General features: G+C 35.4%; 11 protein-coding genes. All 11 read right to left on the bottom strand.

The annotated features are described in order from the left end of the window. Window positions 1–37: 37 nt before the first annotated feature. Complete coding sequence (locus QLQ95_RS22940) at window positions 38–955, bottom strand: glycoside hydrolase family 43 protein (protein ID WP_482501876.1); 918 nt, start codon at window positions 953–955, stop codon at window positions 38–40. Between the two features lie 61 nt (window positions 956–1,016). Further along, on the bottom strand, window positions 1,017–2,585 hold the full coding sequence (locus QLQ95_RS22945; protein ID WP_482501877.1) for a glycoside hydrolase family 28 protein: 1,569 nt from the start codon (window positions 2,583–2,585) through the stop codon (window positions 1,017–1,019). A gap of 325 nt (window positions 2,586–2,910) precedes the next feature. After that, the gene (locus QLQ95_RS22950; protein ID WP_320493817.1) at window positions 2,911–4,317 is read right to left on the bottom strand and encodes a glycoside hydrolase family 140 protein; all 1,407 of its coding nucleotides are present in this window, start codon (window positions 4,315–4,317) and stop codon (window positions 2,911–2,913) included. A 265-nt stretch (window positions 4,318–4,582) separates the two neighbouring features. Then, window positions 4,583–7,735, bottom strand: a complete 3,153-nt coding sequence (locus QLQ95_RS22955) for a DUF6298 domain-containing protein (RefSeq protein ID WP_482501879.1) — start codon at window positions 7,733–7,735, stop codon at window positions 4,583–4,585. Window positions 7,736–7,856: 121 nt separating this feature from the next. Continuing rightward, window positions 7,857–9,563, bottom strand: a complete 1,707-nt coding sequence (locus QLQ95_RS22960; protein WP_482501881.1) for a polysaccharide lyase — start codon at window positions 9,561–9,563, stop codon at window positions 7,857–7,859. A gap of 204 nt (window positions 9,564–9,767) precedes the next feature. Next, on the bottom strand, window positions 9,768–10,436 hold the full coding sequence (locus QLQ95_RS22965; RefSeq protein WP_482501882.1) for a DUF3826 domain-containing protein: 669 nt from the start codon (window positions 10,434–10,436) through the stop codon (window positions 9,768–9,770). 284 nt (window positions 10,437–10,720) lie between these two features. Beyond that, window positions 10,721–12,433, bottom strand: coding sequence for a polysaccharide lyase (locus QLQ95_RS22970; RefSeq protein WP_482501884.1), 1,713 nt, complete (start codon window positions 12,431–12,433; stop codon window positions 10,721–10,723). Window positions 12,434–12,534: 101 nt separating this feature from the next. Then, window positions 12,535–14,511, bottom strand: a complete 1,977-nt coding sequence (locus QLQ95_RS22975) for a RagB/SusD family nutrient uptake outer membrane protein (protein WP_482501885.1) — start codon at window positions 14,509–14,511, stop codon at window positions 12,535–12,537. An 18-nt stretch (window positions 14,512–14,529) separates the two neighbouring features. After that, window positions 14,530–17,922, bottom strand: a complete 3,393-nt coding sequence (locus tag QLQ95_RS22980; protein WP_482501886.1) for a SusC/RagA family TonB-linked outer membrane protein — start codon at window positions 17,920–17,922, stop codon at window positions 14,530–14,532. 668 nt (window positions 17,923–18,590) lie between these two features. Further along, window positions 18,591–19,373, bottom strand: a complete 783-nt coding sequence (locus QLQ95_RS22985) for a rhamnogalacturonan acetylesterase (protein ID WP_482501887.1) — start codon at window positions 19,371–19,373, stop codon at window positions 18,591–18,593. A gap of 4 nt (window positions 19,374–19,377) precedes the next feature. Further along, window positions 19,378–20,364, bottom strand: coding sequence for a pectinesterase family protein (locus QLQ95_RS22990; RefSeq protein WP_482501888.1), 987 nt, complete (start codon window positions 20,362–20,364; stop codon window positions 19,378–19,380). Between the last annotated feature and the right edge of the window lie 171 nt (window positions 20,365–20,535).

A 20,535-nucleotide genomic window follows, 5' to 3' on the forward strand; every position in this document is an offset into this window, starting at 1 on the left:
GCTTAAATCATTTTAAATCTGCGTGAAATTTTTCTAATTATTTCTTTTCAATTAATCCCTTTAAAACGTCCGCAGAGATTGTTGTAATCGTTCCGTGTTTGTGTCCTTCGGGAAGACTTATTTTGGAGGATACATCTTCAAAATGAACAAAATCTGTTGTGCTTAACGCTTTATAATTTTTTGAACCATAATTGTCATAATATAACAACCAGTTTTTACCAACTTTCACTACTGTCGGACCTTCTGATAAATATTCTGTCAACGGTTCAGAACTCTTTTCAAACGGACCTAAAGGCGATTTCCCGAAAGCTACTTTTATGTTTCGCATTGGTCTTGTATTGTCTTTCAAAACCAAAACATAATCTTTTTTTCCTTTTTTGACAATCACACAGTCAATTACGCTGAAACCTGGATCGTAATATAATTTTGTATCCGAAAAAGTTTTAAAATCTTTTGTCGTTACGTAATACATTCTGTGGTTATTTTTCTCCTCTTCTACTCCTTTTGGATATCTAAATGGAATTGTTGATGCCCAGATAATTATGTATTCTTTTCTGACATCATCATAAAAAATCTCAGGTGCCCAAACATTTACTACTTCTGGTTCGTTTTTCATTACTGGAATATATTGTTGTTTCGACCAATGAATTAGGTCTTTTGAGCTTGAGTAACCGAAACCGTTTCCACCTTTCCAATCTGTTGTCCAAACCATGTGATACGTTCCATCGCCTCCTTTTGTTATTGACGGATCACGCATGATTTTACTGGCTCCGATTTCGGGTTTTAAAAATGATCCTTCTAGTCCTTTCCAATTGTAACCGTCTTCGCTATAGGCCAAATATAAACCTTCTGTTGCGGGTTCTCTAAACGACGTAAAAAGATATAAATCTTTCTTTTTCTGCGAATAACTAATCGCAAAAAGTGAGAGGGTTAATATGATGAGTATTTTTTTCATTTTGTTACGTTTAAAACTTTGTCAAAGTTTCGAACTTTGACAAAGTTGGCTCACCGATTTATTATTCTGTAATTGCTTTTTTATCTAAAGAAACGCCTTTTTTGATTTTCGTTGTAACGTTATTTAAAACATTATTTTTCAGGAAAATGTTTTTAGTGTCTTTTCCATCCGCTTCGATAAAAATATCGGTTGGGTTGAATGGAAAATTATTGTTGATCAGCACATTTGAAACATTATCTAATTTGATAACAGGAACTCCTTTTATTGCTGTTGAAGATCCAACATTGTCTAAAATGATGTTTTTTGAATCTGATATTTTGAAAGACGAACCAACGGTTGCATTTACTTTTACATCGTGAAATTCAACATCTGTTGCCGTGCTCACAGTAAAACCTTCTTTTCCATCCATATTGATGTTGGAGAAAGTGATGTTTTGAATTGGCATTTCGGTAATTCCCAGAATCTGTCCCGCTTTGTTTACGTTTGAAGCCGTAATATTGCTCATGTGAATGTTTCTGAAAATCGGCGTTTTCTCGGTTACAGCTTCAACCTGAGTTCCTTTATCGTAGAAAAGGCTCAAAACGATTGCTTCTTCTTTGATATTTTTCATGACGATATTATCTACGCGAATATCTTCTACAACACCCCCTCTTCCGCGAGCTGACTTAATACGGATTCCACGATCTGTTCCATCAAAAACACAATTTGAAATCGTGATCTTTTTGATTCCACCCGACATTTCACTTCCAATAACCACTCCACCGTGACCGCTTAACATGGTACAGTTTGTAATGGTTACGTTTTCTGTTGCTTTTCCGTATTTACGTCCGTCGCCATCTCTTCCTGATTTGATCGTGATACAATCGTCTCCAACACTGATGTGACAGTTTGAAATATGAACATTCGTGCAAGAAGAAGGATTGATTCCGTCTGTATTTGGTGAATGCGGATTAAAAATCGAAATTCCCGTTACGGTTACATTATCACAGAATTCAGGATTAATCGTCCAGAAAGGTGAATTTTGAAAGGTTACGCCTTCGATCAAAATATTTTTGCAGTTGTAAGCCTGAAAAAAAGAAGGTCTGAAGAATTTCTTATCAACCGTTCTTTTGTAATATGGTTCTGTGTAAAGGCCTTTATTTTGCTCTTCCCACATGGTTTGATATTTGGTTGGAGGAAGTGGTTCTTTAGCAGTTTCAATTCGATACACTTCATTCCACCAAGCTTTTCCTTGTCCGTCTATTACGCCTCTTCCTGTAATGGTGATATTTTGAACATCTTTTGCGTAAAATAAAGGCTGGAAACTTTTCATTACGATTCCTTCGTAACGCATTTCTACATAAGGAAGGAAATCATCGAAGTTCTCTGAAAACTTTAAAAGTGCTCCTGAATCTAAATGAATTGTAATATTGCTTCTTAATGTTAGAGCTCCTGTTAAATATTCTCCAGCAGGAAAAAAGATCGTTCCTCCACCATTTTTAGATGCTTTTTCAATTGCATTCTGAATGGCTTGTGTGCATTTTATTCCTTTGTTGTTTCCTCCTTCTTTTAAGATGTTTAACCAGCCGTCGTTAGCGAAAGCGGTGTTTAATCCAGTTATGAAGCAGAGTATTATTAATATGTTTTTCATAGTTGTGTTGTTTTTTTCTCTCGCAGATTTGGCAGATTGTGCAGATTTTTTTTTTGCCCCTGATTTAACAGATTAAAAAGATTTTTATCTGCTTGATCTGTAAGCCGAGCGACAGCGAACAGGCGAAGCAAATCTGCGAGAGTATTATATTCTCATTTTTTGTCATTTCGACGTAAGGAGAAATCCTCGTTAGTAGCTCCGCATGGTTGAGCAACTTTGTAGAGTTTCTTGCGAAGATTTCTCCTTCGTCGAAATGACAAGATTGTGGATAACCCGTGATTATTCACGAATTGCATTTCACTAATTACTTTTTACTTTTCACTAATCACTTAGTAGATTTCAAAATCAAAACCCAATCATTACCATCTTCTTTTTTACCTTCTGGCTGAAAATTTTGAGTTCCTTTATTATCAAATGTTCCGATTTTGGTTTTCTTACCATTTCTTGGATTGTACCAAGTTGCTTCGAATTTATCTCCAGTAATTTTTCCTAGTTTTACTTCTATTATTCTTCCGTTATAAGTGTATAATAAAGCGTATTTTTCTCCTCTTATAGCCGGAATATAATCGTATTTTTCTCCTTGGTTAACCACTAATGAAATATCTGGAACTCCTTCTAAAAATGGTACTTCTTCCATTAATTTCTTAATATAAATCATTTGTTTTGCTCCAGGAGCATTGATGGCTGATGTCCATAATTCTTTGTTTCCGTACGCTGGTTTATCTCCTTTTCTGAACATTTGCATTACAGCGTTATGTCCGTATGTGTAACCTGCACCGCCTGAAAGTACTGACCAATATCCGTAACGACGTACATCGCTTGCTGTCCATTTTGGCTGTAGAGTATCGTGCAAACCGTGTGGAATTCCTTCGTACGATGGTTCTCCGTCAAGTGTTGGTTTTGTCGGTTTTAATTCGAAATCTCTTAGGACAAATTTGTAATTGTCTTCTTTGAAATTCGTTTTGATTGAATCCTGATCGTATCTTCTGTGTCCTGATTGGAACATATTGAAATCTAACCATTTTTCGTTATGGAAATTCTCTGAAGAATCGGTTCTTCCAAATGGGTGGAAAGTCACTAACTGGTTTGGATTGTTGGTTTTTAAAGTATTTCCGATGGCATTCCAGATATCCTGAAATTCATTTCCGTGTGTGTCTCCACCGTTTAACCAAATTACATTGGTTCTGTTTTTATATCGGTTAGCTAAGAACTTAGCATATTCAATTGCCTGCTCTTTGCTTACTTTATTTCCTTTTGAAACGTTGGTTCCCCAAACTGGAACCATTGCTAAGTAAATTCCGTTTTTCTGAGCCACATCTAAAGTGTAATCTACATGATCCCAATAATCGTATTGCTTTGCATCTTTGAAATCATTTCCTGCTGTAATTAGGGGTTTTGAAACGTCTTCGTTAATTAAAGCGGCGTCACCATACACATTAACGGCATTTATATTGTGTAAAACCATTACCTGAACGACATTGAATCCTTTGTCTTTTCGATCTTTGAAATATTTCTCTACTCCTGCTCTGTCTAGTTTCCCGAATGCAAGCCAGCCTGTATCGCCCAGCCAGAAAAAGGGTTTTTCGTTTTCGGTAACAAAATAATGCTGATTTTTAGATACTTTGATTTCAGGCAGAGATGCTTTTGTTTTTGCAGATTGCGAAAATCCGCTTTGTGCTGTTAACATAAAGCTTATACAAAGAGCGTATAAAGATTTAATTTTCAGATTCATTTTGGTTTGTTTTTGAATTTATGTTTTTTAGGTTTGTTTGCCACGAATTACACGAATTTTCACTAATTTTTATTCTGCTTGTGTTTATTGTTTCACGCAGATTTCTCAGATTTTGGCTGATCTACGCAGATCAAAATTTAAAAATCTGTTGAATCTGCTTTTATCTTTTTTAAATCTGCGTGAAAAATTTACTCTCGCAGATCTTTCAGATTGAGCAGATTTAATTCAAAATTAAATTCGTGCTAATTCGTGGCAAACCCTTCTTTTATTTTTTCACTACAAAAAGCACTTTTTCATTTATTTCAGCTTGTGGAATTGTTACTTGTTTTCCTCCGCTGATGTTGGCTTTTTTCGTTATATTTCCTGTTGTTGCATTGATGGCAAATACTTCAAATGTTCCTTTTTCGTTTGATAAATCGATTGTGATATCTTGCTCGTTTTTCAAGTAAAAAAGATAGCTTTTTCCCTTGTTTTCTAATTTCCAAATATTATCTGAAAACGAATTTCCTTCAACTAATTTCATTTCGCTTAAAGCGATATAAAACTGTGGCAGTTCAATTTTTGGAATGTTTGGCATTGAAGCTCCCGCCATTAAAGCCGGCCATCCAAATCTTGACGAACCATCTGTTGAATATAATATCACTTTTTCTGGATATTTTTCTCGGTATTCACGAACGGCACGATAAACCTGATTGTCTGTTTCTTTTCCGGTTTTTAGTTTTCGGGCGTGCTGTCTTGGCGCTAAATTAACGCCTCCTTGCGGTGCATAAGCAGAACCGTTTTCTTTGTAATACCAATAACGAATGTCAATTACATCAACGGTTTTTACTCTTTTAGCATCATTTAAAATCGCATCTTGTACATCTTTTGTAGCACTTAATCCAATTAATCCTTTTTTACCAGTTTCGTCTTTCCAATTTTGGGCTTGGTCTAACCAGAATTCCATAAAATGTAACGGACCTGTATACTCGGCACTTGTTAACTGGATTACGTTACTGTTTTCCTGAAAGTTCTCGAATGATTTTCTGATGAAACCTTCGTGTAATTTTCTTCTTTGCGCATTCGTAATATCATAAAACTGCTCTGCCATAAAAATACGTTTGTCTCCTGCGTAAGGCGGTGGCTCAGGAAATCCTGTACTGTTAATATTATTTGCTGAACGCCAAGGTGAACTTGCCCAATGCGCTCCGGCTTCTAAAATATTATGCTGAAAATATTGTTGATTGATTAACAGTTGTCCGTTTGGTTCTGCCAGCGTTGCAAACTGCGCTAAACGGCTCCAATACCAATCATTGAATTTTGTTAAATCGTATTTGCTTAAATGATCCCAAGCGAAATCTTTTCCGCTTCTGGCGAAAGGTTGTTCGTAAAACGGAGGCCAAACATCGTCATCAACTCGGCGCACACGTTCGTGATCGTCCATTCTTCTGTCGTACCATAAACCATAATTGTGTTCTAAGGCAACGATATTGTTTTTAGTTAAATAATCTACCGTTTCTTGTACTTTATCCGTCAATCCGTTTCCTGTTCTTCCTGGAACAAAACGAGTAATGTGCGGTGTTGATTTGTTTACGAAATCATCGGTTAAATCTCCTCTCCACCAAGCAACGTTGGTTTGTTTTCCTGCGATTACTTTTCCTTCAAAAGTTAACCAGCCATTTTCTGTAGTTACTTTTGAAGTTGATTTTTCTGTTTTATTTGAAGCAACTTTTAAATCATTTGCATTTTTTAAACCTTTACTTTCTGTATTTATTGGATTTGCTTTTGAAGCTTCTGCAATCCATTCTTGTAAACTTTTTGCGGTTGTAGCAGCATTTTTAGTCAATTCTGCAGCGACTTCTAAACTTGGACTTGAAGATGGTTCTGAACCTAAATCGTAAATAAATGGCTGAACTGGAAGTTTTCCTAATCTAGCTTCTAACTGCGTGTAGAATAAACTTCTTGGACTGATGTGTCCGTTAACGTCTTTCCAATGTCCGTTTCCTCCAAATTGCCCCCAAACTCCAAAAGCCCAGTTTTGTGCTGTTGGCGGACTATAACATTCTACTTTTGATGCCGATGATTCCCAGATTACAGAATTAGCTGCTGTCCATCCTGCTCCTCTTCCGCCTTGTTCTCTGTTATTATAACTTAATGCTTTTCCGTCGATATTGGCAATGTCAAATAAAACTCCTGTTGCCCAACTTCCTATTGCGCCGCTGTTTTCGAATGGCAAATGTGATTCGCATTGTACGAAAGCGTTTGGACCAGTTGTCCCGAATCCGCCGACGGCGAAATCATGATATCCAAATTCTGAATAACAGCGTTGGAAAAGTGTTTGCTGCCCTTCTGTGTAAAAAGTATGTCTTCTAAATGAAGCGATTTCAGAAATAGGCTCAGTTGCCATACAATCTTCAACCGTAATTTGCTGACTTGTTTTTAAAATCGTAACGGCTCCGCCTGCAAAATGCTTGAAATTAACTTGTTTTACCCAAGCATTTCTGGTATTTTCGATGCTGATCGCCTGCCATCTATGTTCTTCATCTTTTAAATTTGAAGGATTGTAGGTTGATTTTATTAAGATATTTTCAATTCCAGTATTTTCAATTCTTCCTTGCCAAGAATAAACAGTTACTTTTGAAGTTCCGAAAACATCATCCAAAGACATTGTGATTGGAGCATTTACAGTTACTTCGTTTCCGTTGATTTTGGTTACGACACGATTCCAAGTGGTAATCCAGTCTCCTTTTTTCCAGCCAATCCAAGAAGTTTCTCCGCCGAAATCCTGCATGTTTACTTCTTTAATGAAATTATCCGTTAAAGGTTTACTGATTTCAATTTCGTCACCCACTTTTAATTTTGAAGTATTTTTTAATTGGATTTTCTGTGTTCCAAGTGATGTGTATGCGTTAGCGAATTCAAATGAATCTTTATATGCTTTATCGTTTACACCTAAAATTCTAATTAAAGCTTCTCTTTCTAATCCGGTTCCTAAAAGTACGGTTCCATTTTCGGCATTGCCACTTCCTCTTAAAACTACTCCCGATTTCCTAATGTATAATGTTCCGCTGATTTTGAAAGTTCCTTTGTCTAACAAAACTGCTCCGCGAAATCCTGATTTATCTGGTTTTAATGAACCTACATAATCAATTGTGTTTTGGATTTTCTGAGTTGCATCTTCTTCTTGTTGAGAAACGAAAATTTTATTCTCCAAATTCGGAATGGCAACTTCTGAGTTTCTATATCCTGCAAAAGAAAAATCAGGAATTTGGTTTCCTTGATTATCTGTTGTAAAAGAAAGTTTTCCCTCTTTGGTTTTTATTATGTCTGGGAAATTGTTTTGGGCTGTGATGTTTATACTGAAAAGCATCGCCAAACTAGACAAAACTATTTTATCTTTTTGAAGGGAGATTGTATTTTTTAACTGGATAAAATTCACCTTATTATTTTTTAGAAATGTTTAGAATATAGAAAATAGAGTAAAGAATATAGATTTCTTCAAAGCTAAATCATTTTTTCTAATGTCTATTTTCTATATTCTTTACTCTATTTTCTAACTCTTATTGCAACAATGATTTCAGCTTAGCCAAAGTATCCGTATTATTTTCGATTTTCGTCCAATCTGTTTTACTGTTTGGATCGATACCGTTAAAATACTTTTCGATGTTCGTATATCCGTCTCCGTTTGCATCTTTGTTAGCATCTGAAGCATCATTCGGATTTAAACTGTATTTCTTTTCCCACGCATCTGGAATTCCGTCATTATCTGAATCTTTATAGGCTTTTCCCTTGTAAGTTGGATATCCGCCCACTTGGTCAGGATGCGTTATAATTCCTTTTTTATAAGAGTCAGCAGGTAATCTTCTTTTGATATACTCTTTTCCGATATTGTTTTCTAAACCGTCTTTTACTTCGATTTTTCCAGTTTTAACTTGTTTGATAATTCTTTCATCAACCGCATCTCTTTTTGGAATTGTCGCTCCAACATTCGTTAAAACAAAATCGTAAGCTTCTTCTGCCGACATGATATTGAATTTTGGCATTGAAAAAGGTTTTGGCTGTTTAATAGCTGCTAAAAATTCTTTTGTTTCAGCTTCTGGAAGGTTTTCCAATTGTACACCGCCATTCCAGTTGTCTGCCGTAACTTCAGGAGAACCAACAATAAAGTTTCCTGAAACATAAGCTCTTCCATATTGTTTTGGCTCAATATAACCAGATTCCGGTTTTACAATTCTATGAGCAATAGGTTCGTTTTGCGGCGTTATTGGCCCTGGTTTAAAATAGTTATTGATGATGTTTAACATCGAACGATAATCACCTCCATCAAGAGTACGATTCCACCAATTGAATACTACGTTATTTACAAAATTAAAGTCGCCGTACATTCCGATAGAAGCATTTCTTGAAATGTTATCCGCCCATAAGTTGCGCATAAAAGTACTATTTAATCCGCCGATTGTACTTCCGAAAGCATGATTATACGTATCTAACCCTTCTGATGAAATAGTGTTTTGAATCGTGATATTACAAGCTGGTAATTTTTCCAGTTTTGATTTTGCATTAGCTGCAAATTGATGTCTGTATAAAGAAATATTTTCATCTAATCCCCAGCTTACAGAACAGTGATCAACGATTATATTTCCCATTGGATTTCCGCCTAGAGCATCGTCTCTTCTTGTTACTTCAGTTGCACCACGACGGAAACGCATATGACGAATAATTACGTCATGTGTATCAATTTCTAAAGTTTCTCCTGCAATGCAAATTCCGTCACCCGGAGCCGTTTGTCCAGCAATGGTTACGTATGGCGCACGCATGCTGATTCTTTTCTTTAATTGAATAATTCCTGAAACGTTGAAAACTATTGTTCTCGCTCCAACTGCTTCGCAAGCTTCACGAAAAGTTCCTTTTCCGCTGTCTTCTAAACTCGTAACAACAAATATTTTTCCGCCACGACCACCTTGTGTGTATGCTCCACCCCCTTCAGCACCTGGAAAGGCAGGAATATCTGCAAAAACAAAATCTTTAGGATACGAAGCCCAAGGCAAATATGGTTTTCCTTGTTTTGCTTCTTCTTTGATTATATGAAGATTGGCATTCCAGATTTCGCTCAGCCTTTTTTCTTCGTCAGCTAATATAGCATCGGCTTTTTCCTGAACAGGTTTTGGAATTACAGGATATTGGGCATACGCCGATGAGACAAGAGAACAAAATGACAACGCCATAAATGCTCTTTTTAAAGTATGGTTTGGGAAAATATTTTGCATTAAATTGTGTGGTTGTAGTTAATAGTAGTTACTTTTTTAGTGATTAGCTCTTAGTAATTAGCTTTTGTGTTGAGTTTTTAGTTCTTAGCAATTAGCATTTTTAATATTATTATAATTCATAAATAACTAAATATATGACCACTAGCTACTAAGAACTAATCACTAATCACTAATCACTAATTACTAATCACTAATTACTAATTACTAATTCTTAGCTTTCTCTCTTTGCTCAACACGTTCGTGCCAATCTTTACTTTCTTTGTTTAAATCGTAACCTTGTTTCGATAAATAGTTGTTGATTCTTCCTTTGTATTTACCAAACCATCCGTGTTTTTCTTTAGATGAACCTGCATCCATTGCATGTTCTCTTGCTTCAACTAAAGCTTTGTAGATGTAGTCTTTTTGTTCTGCTGTTAAATTTGGAAGCATATCATTGTAACCTGCAACTGTAATTGGAAGCACGCCATATGTCATTCCGTCTTTAACTTCAGTAATTTTATCTTCTGATAATTCTTTACTTAATTTTTTGATGTAAGATTTATGCAGTTTTGCAATTGATTCATCAGCTTTTGCTTTCAGTTTATCTATCTTTTCGTTTTGCTTTTCTTTTACTAAAGAAGCATCTTCTTTTACTTTTTTGATTTCAGCGTCTCTTCCGTCCTGAATTTCAGTTAGATCTCTAAATTGCTGCGCGATGATATTTGAAACTGCTTTTTCTTTTGCTTCGTTTTTCAAATCTAATTTGGTAACGATTTTTGCAGCTCTTTCGTTGGTAACTTTTACATATTCAGGATCTAAATGCTGTTGTGCATTTAAACTTGAAAATGCAAAAACCAGAGATAATAAACTAGCATTTATTTTATTTAGTGCCATTCTTTTTCTTTTTAGTGAAGTTTTAAACTCAATCATAAGGCCAACGGCCTTTAAGCAACACCATAGGATAACATCCTATGACTCACAATCATGTAGGCATAGCCCTGAAAGGGCGTAAGCCTTTGTCCATATTTCATTAATTGCTTTCGCCCTTTCAGGGCTTTTTTTGCTTCCATTCTATTATACAAAGGACGTTGTCCTTTGTTGTTGCTTTGAGCCTTTCAGGCTTTTTTTGAAAACATTCCTGTTTACTTTAAAACAGGAATGTTTTCAAAAATTGTTCCTTATTTTAAATCTAATAAAGGTCTAACTAATGTTTCTTTGTTATTAGCCAAATCTTTCCAGTCTACTTTTATCGCAGGATTTACACCGTTGATGTAATCTTCGATATTGGTATATCCATCTCCATTTAAATCTCCTTGAGCATCAGATGGATCATTCGGATTTAAACCGTATTTTTTCTCCCATGCATCTGGCATTCCGTCTTTGTCAGTATCTACATAAGGTTTTCCTTTGTATTCTGGATATCCGCCAACTTGAGAAATGTCGGTAATGATTCCTTTTTTATAAGAATCCATCGGTAAACGTCTGTGTTCGAATTGGTAGAAAGTCTTTTTCTCTAATCCTTTTGCATATTCTGGAACTCCAGTTTTTACAGTTCTTACAATTCTTTCGTCCACTTTATCTCTAATTGGCAGTGTTGCTCCAACATTTTTAAGAACAAATTCATATGCTTCATCTGCTTTCATGAATGGACGAAACCATGGCATCGGAAAAGGCTTAGCTGCTTTCATTTTAGCAAAATATTCTTTTGCTTCATCGTAAGTCATTAATTCCCCTTTTTTATTCTCTAGCTGAATTCCACCATCCCAGTTATCTTTAGTCACTTTCTCGTTTCCGTCAATAACATTTCCGTTTACGTAAGCTCTTCCGAAAACCACATAAGGCAATTTACTTCTTCCCGATTCTGGTTTTAAAATTCTATAGCTGATTGGCTGCGTCAAATCGGTTACAGGACCTGGCTTGTAGAAGTTGTTGATGATGTTGTAATTAGCCGTATAATCTCCACCATCTGTAGATCTGTTATACCAGTTGAAAACTACGTTATTTACGAAGTTGAAAATTCCATTCCAACCGATAGAAGGGTTTCTTCCTGCATTGTTAGCCCACATATTTCTCATGAAAGAACAATTTTCTCCACCTAAAGTACTTCCGAAAGCGTGATTATAAGTATCAAGAGCTTCTCCAAATAAACTGTTTTGGATCGTGATATTTACCGTTCCAACTTTAATATCTGGGTAACCTGGTCCTGGATTGTACATGTGTCTGTAGATTGACATGTTTTCGTCTAATCCCCAAGTTGCAGAAACGTGATCGATCATGATGTTTCCAACAGGATTTCCTCCGATAGCATCGTCACGACGACCTACGAAAGTTTCTCCGCGACGGAAACGTACGTGTCTGATAATTACGTCATGCGTATCAATCCAAGTTGATTCTCCAGCGATACAAACACCATCGCCAGGAGCTGTTTGTCCTGCAATTGTAATGTAAGGCGCACGAATAATCAACGGACTTTTTAATCTAATAATTCCAGCAACGTTAAATACCACGATTCTCGCTCCACCTTGTTCGCAAGCTTCACGTAAAGTTCCTGGTCCGCGATCTTCTAGACTTGTGACTGTATACACTTTTCCGCCACGACCTCCAAAAGTGTACATTCCACCACCTTCAGCACCTGGGAAAGCAGGAATTTCTGCCTGAGGTAAATCGGTTGGTCTAGCTGCCCACGGTATATATGGTTTTCCATGTTTTGCTTCTTCTTCAATAACAACTAAAGCTTTTGTCCAAGCTTCATCAGAAAGTCTTTGAGCTTCTTCTTTAATTGCTTTTTCTTGAGCCTGAACTTCTGGACTTATCTTCGGATATTGAGCAAAACATTTTGCACTTCCTAAAAAAAGCAGAGATGATGCGATAAATAATGCGGAATTTTTCATGTTAATTTCTAGTTGTGGTAATTCTTTTTAAACAAATCACCTGTATCTTTTGACGAATACAGGTGAAAAGCTTTGTAATATTTCTGTTTTTTAAATAAAATCTATTCTTGATAATTGAAAGTACCTAGTCCTCCAAAGTTATCATTCCAACCAATAGTTTGTAATAGCCAAGGGTTTGCAGTTAAAGCCGTTGTATTTAAACCATTAATATAATAGTTAGGATTGAATTTGATATTAACCGCCGCACCATTAAAGTTATCCATAGGCGTAACTAATGCTGTACGGATAAAGTTTGTATTATAAAATGTTGCCAACGTTGCTAATTGAGCTTGGAAATTTGCCGCATCTGGATCTGCTACTACATTTGCACGAGCACTAGCCAAAGGATCTGTAGTTGCTGAAGATGTTGAAACTCTATATTGTAAAAAGTTACCAGTACGTTTTGTTCCGTTAATTGGTGTTAAACCTAATTTACTTACAGTACCTCCTGTAACTCCAGGCAATACTTCGTTATCATATAACATCCATCTTTGAACATCCCAAAAACGTTTTCCTTCGTAAGCTAATTCTACTCTACGCTCATATAAAACAGCTTCAATTGCTTGATACTTATCTGAAAGTGTTCCAATTCCGTAATTGTTTGCTGAAGGAATACCAACACGATTTCTAATTCTTCCTAAATAAGCTATAGTGTTACTAGTTTGACCTAAAGCAGCATAACATTCTGCAATGTTTAATAATAATTCAGCATAACGGTATTCAAAAATATCTGTACCAGAATACTGAAAGTTTGTTTCTTTACTAGCCGCAGTATTTGTCATTTTTCTTACGAAAGCTGGACTTGATATTGCAGTATTCCCATCTGAAAACCCTGCTTTATTTGAACCATCTAACCAACGGTAAGCCCAAAGAACACTATTTGGAGTTTCTTTGCTTCCCCATTTAGAACCAGAAAAGGCAAAAGTTCTGTAAAATCTAGGATCTCTATTTACGAAGAAAGTAAAATCATTGTAACCGTTTGCGGCAGTTGGTCTACTACCATTCGCCATCGGAAACAAATCGATCATTTCTTTTGGAGCAGCAACTCCTCCACCTGTTCCACCTAAACTTAATAAACGGATTCCTTTTTCCCAAGAGTTATTAATTGCTTGAGAAGTAACACCAAATCCGCAAAGTTGTACTGTGATTGCTTCTGAACAGAAAGCATTATCAATCAAGAACATTTGTTCCCATTGTTTTGCAGTGCTTCCATATAATCCGTAACCATCGGCAGTCAATTGAGCTTCTGCTTCCAATCCTGCTTTCAAAGCCGCTTCCCAACGGTCGTTTGAACCGTCCCAGTTTTTATTAAATATAGGACTTGCAAATGTTAACAGTACTCTAGATTTTTGAGCCATTGCAGCTCCTTTAGTAAAACGTCCGTAAGCTGCAGCTCCCCAGTTACTAGGTAATAAACTTGCAGCCATATCTAAATCACTAACGATTTGTGCCACAACCTCAGAAACTTTTGCTCTAGGTAACTGAATTGCAGCATCAGTAGCCGATGCATCTTGAACAGTTGTTACAATAGGAACTCCTCCATAAACACGCATTAGATCAAAGTACTGCATAGCACGCATATAATACATCTGCCCTTTTGCTTGATCACGGAATGTTTTATCCAAATTTGAACCTTTTACATCAATGTCTTCTAAAAAGGCATTACACTCTCTAATTCTGTTGTATGGATGGTTATTGATACTAGTTGCTAATTTCGCTCCATAATAACCACTTGCATCAGCTGAGTTTATAAGTGTTTTATTCGGATTAATAAAATCTTGTGTTCCACCTAACTCTTCTGTTAATCTAGAATTTGCATCTGTATAAGAACCAATAATTGTAGCAGTTGGTGACTTATAAGCATTATAAAAATCATAATATTGATTGTCTACATAAGCTTGAGCACGCTCTTGGGTTTGGTAGAATGTATCATCGTAAAAGCCATAACCTTTCTTATCCTTTAGAAAATCATCACTACAAGAAGCAGCACCTACAGCAAGCAATAGTGATAGTGTTATATATTTAAATGGTGTTTTCATAGTTTCTTTTAATTTTGATTAGAATGATACGTTAAAATTAAGCGACCAAGTTCTAAGTGTAGGATAATTTACAGAAGAATTATCATACATATTTCTATAATGATCTGGATAAGGATTGTATAAATCCCAAAGATTATTACCTGTTACTCCCAGCGTTATAGCAGCAATTTTTGTATCTGCAAAAACTTTCTTAGGGATGTCATAGTTAAGACTTAAGTTTCGAACAAAACAACGGAAAGTGTTTAGCTGCCAGAAATCTGATGGGCTAGACATATAGGTCCATTGTGCTACGTTTGGATATTTACCATTTGGATTATCCTCAGCATCGTACATATCTCTCCAGAAACTCTCACGAGACCACATATTGTTTGCAGATGATGTACCTTGATTTACTAAGTCTACAAAATTAGCTCCTCCCCAAGAAGTTGCGATTTGAGTTCTCAAAGAGAATCCTTCATATTTAAAACCTAAATTGGTTGTAAAACCGTAAGTTCTACTGCTATTAGCCAATTTCACATAATCATTCTCTTTCATGATTTGTCCGTCTGCTGGCGCTAATGTTCCATCTGGATTAAGTTGTCCAGCAACATCTTGATAAGCCAAAGATCCTTTTCTCATTCCAGAAACAGAGTTGATATCGAAATATCTTGGCACTCCTCCAACTGCTGTAGCACGTTCTGTTAAATACGCCCAGTAATTTGCAATATCTTCATCTGTACGTAAAATACCATCTCCTGTTGAAGTTCCTTTCCAAACTGCAAATCCCCATACTGGATTAAATGATGAATATCCTACACGTGTCGTATTACTTGACGGAACAAGATTTCCTTGATCTGGATATTTTTTGATTTCATTATTATTGTAGCTAAAGTTGATTCCAACATTATAACTCATGTTACTTTTTATCTTATCACTCCAGTTAATAGCAAATTCATGTCCCCATGCGTCAATTTGACCATAGTTTTGTTCAGCATAAGCTCCTCCTACAGAGATTGGCACACCTACAGCACTGCTCATGTCTGTTAACATATCTGTATTTTTATCGTAATAAAAATCATAAGTAAAGTTTAATCTGTTTTTCAACAAATTAATATCAAGTCCAATGTTGTTTTTTATAGTAGTGTCCCATGTTACATTTCTATTTGGATTTACTCTAGGAGTCAAACCATTTCCATTAAATCCACCACCACCTGTAGCTGTTCCAGGTCCAAACTGAAAACCTTTGTCTACGATAAGATCATAATATTGCTCCCATCTCCAAGGCTGAATATTATCTTTTCCTGTTTTACCAATAGAGTAACGAATTTTAAAGAAGTCAACCCAAGGCAATCCTTTTTCAAACCAATTTTCTTTAGACATCACCCAACCCACTTGAACAGATGGGAAAGTTCCCCAATAATTCTCTGGCGCAAATTTTGTCGAAGCATCACTACGTAAAATAAACTGGAATAAATATTTTTGTTTAAAGCTATAATTTAAACGTCCAAAATAAGACAATGTTCCTCCTTCAACTTTTGTAGCTTGGCTATTAGAAAGGCTTAATTGACCCGCTGTACGATAATCTCCTAAATAATCTTTACCTGTTTGCTCATAAGCCAAACGTGTAAATGTATTGTATACTTCAGAAGCTTCACCACCTACCATGGCTCCAATTTGGTGATCTCCAAAAGTTCTGTCATAGTTGATCATGAAATCTCCTTGAGTACTTTTACCGTCTGTATTGTTATAATACACTCTCGAGTTTCTTACGTTCGTTTCTAAAATATAACTACCTGTTGGATTTGTTGTAGCATTATAAAAACTAGGATTAGCCGCACTTGCTAAGTGTTTGTCTTGAAGTTGATAATCTCTAATTCTAACTAAATCATAAGGTAATTGAATTTGCTCTGTGTAAGCTGAACTTTGATTTCTTGAATACGTAACTTTGAAAGATAATCCTTTAACTGCAGCCAATTTATAATTTAAGGAAGCATTTACATTGAATGTATTATCATCAGTAACTTGATGTGAACCATTATTTAAATTGGCAAAATAGTTCCACCCTGCAATATTATTGTTTGCATTTGCGCTTCCGAAGTTTTTGTTTGAATTAGGAAATGGAGAAACATAATATTGATTACCATCTACTGTTGTCTGCCAAGGCACATGTTGCGGCATGTGTAACAAGAATCCGTAATCAGCTTGTTCTCCACCAGCAGCAGAAGCATAACTACCATCACTAATATTTGATGATGCTTTAGTAAATGATTTATCAACTGTTCCAACGTTTCCAGAAACAGAAGCAGAAAAATCTAAATTCTTAGCAATTTTCGCGTTGATACCTGTACGGAAATTCCATTTATCATATTTCTGATTTCCTAAGTTTGCATCTTGTGTCAAATAAGTTGCACCTGCAAAATAGGTAATATCTTCAGTACCTCCACTCACATTAAAAGAGTGTTTTTGCTGAATAGCTGGTTTCCAAGCTTCTTTTAGCCAGTTATAATTTAAACCTTTCATTTGCTCCAATTCTGCATCAGAATATATAGTAGCAGGATCAATAACAGCAGGCGCAGCTACTCTAGATTTAAAAAATCTATTGCTAAAAACTCCAAACTCATAAGAATCCAATACTTTACTGTGGCTAACTGCATCATTTATTGCAAATTGGCTATTGTATGAAAACTTTGCTTTACCAGCTTTACCACGTTTTGTTTTTACAACAATTGCTCCTTGTGAAGCACGCGAACCGTAAATTGCAGCAGAACCATCTTTTAATACTGTAATACTTTCAATCTCAGAAGGATCTAATCTGTTGAATTGCTCTAATGTAGGCTTACCATTACTTGGATCAACCTGAATCATATCGTCAATAATAATTAAAGGAGTGCTAAAACCTCCGTCTTTAGATAAACTAAAAGTTTGACGGATTTGAACAGATCCTGCATCTCCAGGACGACCAGTACCACTAGTAACAGTAACACCAGGAACTAATCCTTTTAATGCGTCAGATAAATTGGTTACAGGTAAATCCATTAAGTCGTCTGCCTTAATAGTAGCAATCGCACCCGTAAGTTCTTTTTTCTTCTGACTACCGTAACCAACTACAACTATATTTTCTAATTGATTAAAATCGTCTTCCATTTTTGCATTGACAATAGAACGATTATTAAGAGGAATTTCAATTTTCTTCATTCCGATGAAAGAAAATACTAATGTCCCTCCGCTTTTAACTTTAATTTGATACTTTCCATTGTAATCTGTCGTCACCGAATTTTTGGTAGATTTTTCAGTTACGTTAACTCCAGGTAATAGTCCACCTAAATTGTCTGTAACGGTTCCCGTTACTGTAACTTGATTTTGAGCATAACTCAATACACTCATCAGTGCAAACAAAAGAAAACTACATCTTTTTATAAGTGCTTGTTTCATAAATGTTTTTTTTGGTTAGGTTATTAATTGTTAGTTAGTCATGTTTAATGTGCATCTTCTATTAACAAAATTTTTCTTAATGGAATCTTAAATTAATTTTATTAAATGTTTAAAACACATTTATTTTAATATTCCAAAAATATGACGATGACACATTAGAACCGTCCTGCTCTATCCTGTTTTAATCATGTTATTTCAAAAAAAAACACTCAAAAAAAACAATATTAATAAAAAACGAATGGAAAAAATAGATGAACCCAAATATTTAAGACAAATGTTTGCTTATAACAAAATTTAAAAACTCATTTTGACTAAAAAACAATAAGATTGTTATCAAAAATAAACATATAGTATATATTCTGCAAAACTAATTACTATCACTGCTGATAGATAATAGTTTAGAAAATACTAATTTTTACGAAAACGATAGAGATAAATACTCTAAGTATATTTTTTTCAGATTAAAAAACTTACAAAAGCAAATACAGGATACCTACAGGGTGCTCCAAAAAAAAACTTAATTTATTTTACTAAAAAAAAATATTTTTAAACGTAAATTCTGACCAACAAATTGCAAATAGCTTTTTTTTTGATTTTTGTGATGAATGGAAAGCACAAAAAAGCCCGCTAAATCCAATCATTAGCGGGCTTACCTTATTTTTATAAACCTATAATTTCTTCATTGCATTAAAAACCAATTGAGCGACTTCAATTCCGCCCTGAGTTTGGAAATGGGTATTGTCTTTTTGTCCCTCTGGAAAAGCAGGAAACTTACCTGCTTCAAAATTCATAAAGTAATTTGTAGTAACATACTCTTGGCCTTTTGAAGAAAAAAAATTCATCGAAAGTTCATTCAGATCGATATATTTTACCTTCAATTCCTTTGCAACCTCTATAGCCGCCTGCGGATAATCGCCATGAACATTACTTAATTTTCCATCTTTCCATGGATAATTTCTAGCAACTGGAGTAAGTACAATTGGTGTCGCACCTTTTTCTTTGGTCTGATTAATAAAAAGTCGAAGAAACTCTTTGTAACCTTCAATATTTACATAACGTTCTGTTTTCTCTACAGAAGCATCATTATGACCAAACTGCATCATGACAACATCTCCCTTTTGAAGAGATTGGTAAACCGAAGACCAACGCCCTTCCTGAAAAAAAGTTCTTGTACTTCTTCCTCCTTTAGCACGGTCATCTACTTTTACTTCTTTGGTAGAACCTAAAACATTCTTTACCAGTTTTAAACTGTCTTTTTGAAAAAAAGGCTGAAAAACTTGTCCCCAACCTACTTGCGGAAATTTTTTAGTTTGATAATTTTCTTCTAACGAATAATCAGCAACGGTAGAATCTCCTATTAAATAAATGGTCGTTACTTTCGACTTAAAACTAAAAGCGCTCAGTATTAAAACCGAGCACAATGTTATTGTAAAAAATCTAAACTTTTTCATGAGTTTATTTTTTTGGATTCCATCCGTTAAAAACTAAATCTATATTATATTTCTGTACATCCTCTTTTTTTAACTGATGCGACCAAGAAACACGTTGAGACAATTCTTTTGCACTCGAGCCTTTACTTCCATACTCAGCATAATAAGCGGTTTTATCTTTATCTGGAAATCGAGTATCAATCCAAGCATTCCAACCTTCTGGTATAATGTGCGAACCTAAATCTGTATTAATGAAAACGGTTTGGGCATAAGGTCTCCAAGGTCTTCCCAGAAATACTTTATCTACTGATTTGTCTTTTGCGGTAAGCTTACAATCAACAAAAACAAAACCATAGGCTTGTCCCTGCGGAGTTGAAGCCGCTGTAATATAGGAATTGACTAAACTTTCAATCGTACATTTATAAAAATAAGCCGTAGCAGCACCGAAGATAAAATCGGTTGTACCATTAATAAAACAGTTTTCAAAATAGGTTCGGGTATTCCCCTCTGATAAATAAAGCGTATCCTGATTTCCTAAAAGATTACAGTTTTTCACGATAACCCTGTCGCTCTTTATATGAAGTGAAACCGCCTGTCCTACTCTTCCTGCTGTATTTTCGACAGTAAGATTTTCAAGCGTACAGTCGTTTCCTTTAATTATGAAAGAATACGAAGTTCCTGTTCCGAATTCTTTTTTACCCGACGGATCTGGTTCACGAAACGGTTTACCTGAATAATCATCAAATGAAATAATCGTCTTATTTCTATCCGTCCCTTTTAAAGTAATGAACGTTTTAGAAACCGGAATTTCCAATTTCTCAATATACTTCCCTGGCTTTATAGTAATTACAACTCTTTTTTCTGAATTGTCTTTCACATTATTTACCGCTTCCTGAATGGTTTTAAAATCTCCAGAACCATCTTGTGCAACGGTTAATGCCAATTTATTATCGAGCGTTTGGGCTGATAGGGAAATTGTTGTTATTAAAAACAGAGTTAGAATGTATTTCATATGTTTTTTAATTTACTTATCCATTTTGTTTTGTCCTCTTGACGAAGGAAAGATCACACTAGAAACTCCGCAAACTAAATCGCCAATCTTTGTCGATTCCCGAGTGTGATTCCTCGTTCCTCGGAATGACAAACTGTTGGGTTAAAATCCGCTTTAATCCGCGTTTTGCCA

The sequence above is a fragment of the Flavobacterium sp. B330r genome, from assembly GCF_056824325.1.

Excerpts from the sequence above, each read along its gene's own strand:
- QLQ95_RS22940 (WP_482501876.1), bottom strand. The coding sequence starts at position 955 with ATGAAAAAAATACTCATCATATTAACCCTCTCACTTTTTGCGATTAGT.
- QLQ95_RS22945 (WP_482501877.1), bottom strand. The coding sequence starts at position 2,585 with ATGAAAAACATATTAATAATACTCTGCTTCATAACTGGATTAAACACC.
- QLQ95_RS22950 (WP_320493817.1), bottom strand. The coding sequence starts at position 4,317 with ATGAATCTGAAAATTAAATCTTTATACGCTCTTTGTATAAGCTTTATG.
- QLQ95_RS22960 (WP_482501881.1), bottom strand. The coding sequence starts at position 9,563 with ATGCAAAATATTTTCCCAAACCATACTTTAAAAAGAGCATTTATGGCG.
- QLQ95_RS22965 (WP_482501882.1), bottom strand. The coding sequence starts at position 10,436 with ATGGCACTAAATAAAATAAATGCTAGTTTATTATCTCTGGTTTTTGCA.
- QLQ95_RS22970 (WP_482501884.1), bottom strand. The coding sequence starts at position 12,433 with ATGAAAAATTCCGCATTATTTATCGCATCATCTCTGCTTTTTTTAGGA.
- QLQ95_RS22975 (WP_482501885.1), bottom strand. The coding sequence starts at position 14,511 with ATGAAAACACCATTTAAATATATAACACTATCACTATTGCTTGCTGTA.
- QLQ95_RS22980 (WP_482501886.1), bottom strand. The coding sequence starts at position 17,922 with ATGAAACAAGCACTTATAAAAAGATGTAGTTTTCTTTTGTTTGCACTG.
- QLQ95_RS22985 (WP_482501887.1), bottom strand. The coding sequence starts at position 19,373 with ATGAAAAAGTTTAGATTTTTTACAATAACATTGTGCTCGGTTTTAATA.
- QLQ95_RS22990 (WP_482501888.1), bottom strand. The coding sequence starts at position 20,364 with ATGAAATACATTCTAACTCTGTTTTTAATAACAACAATTTCCCTATCA.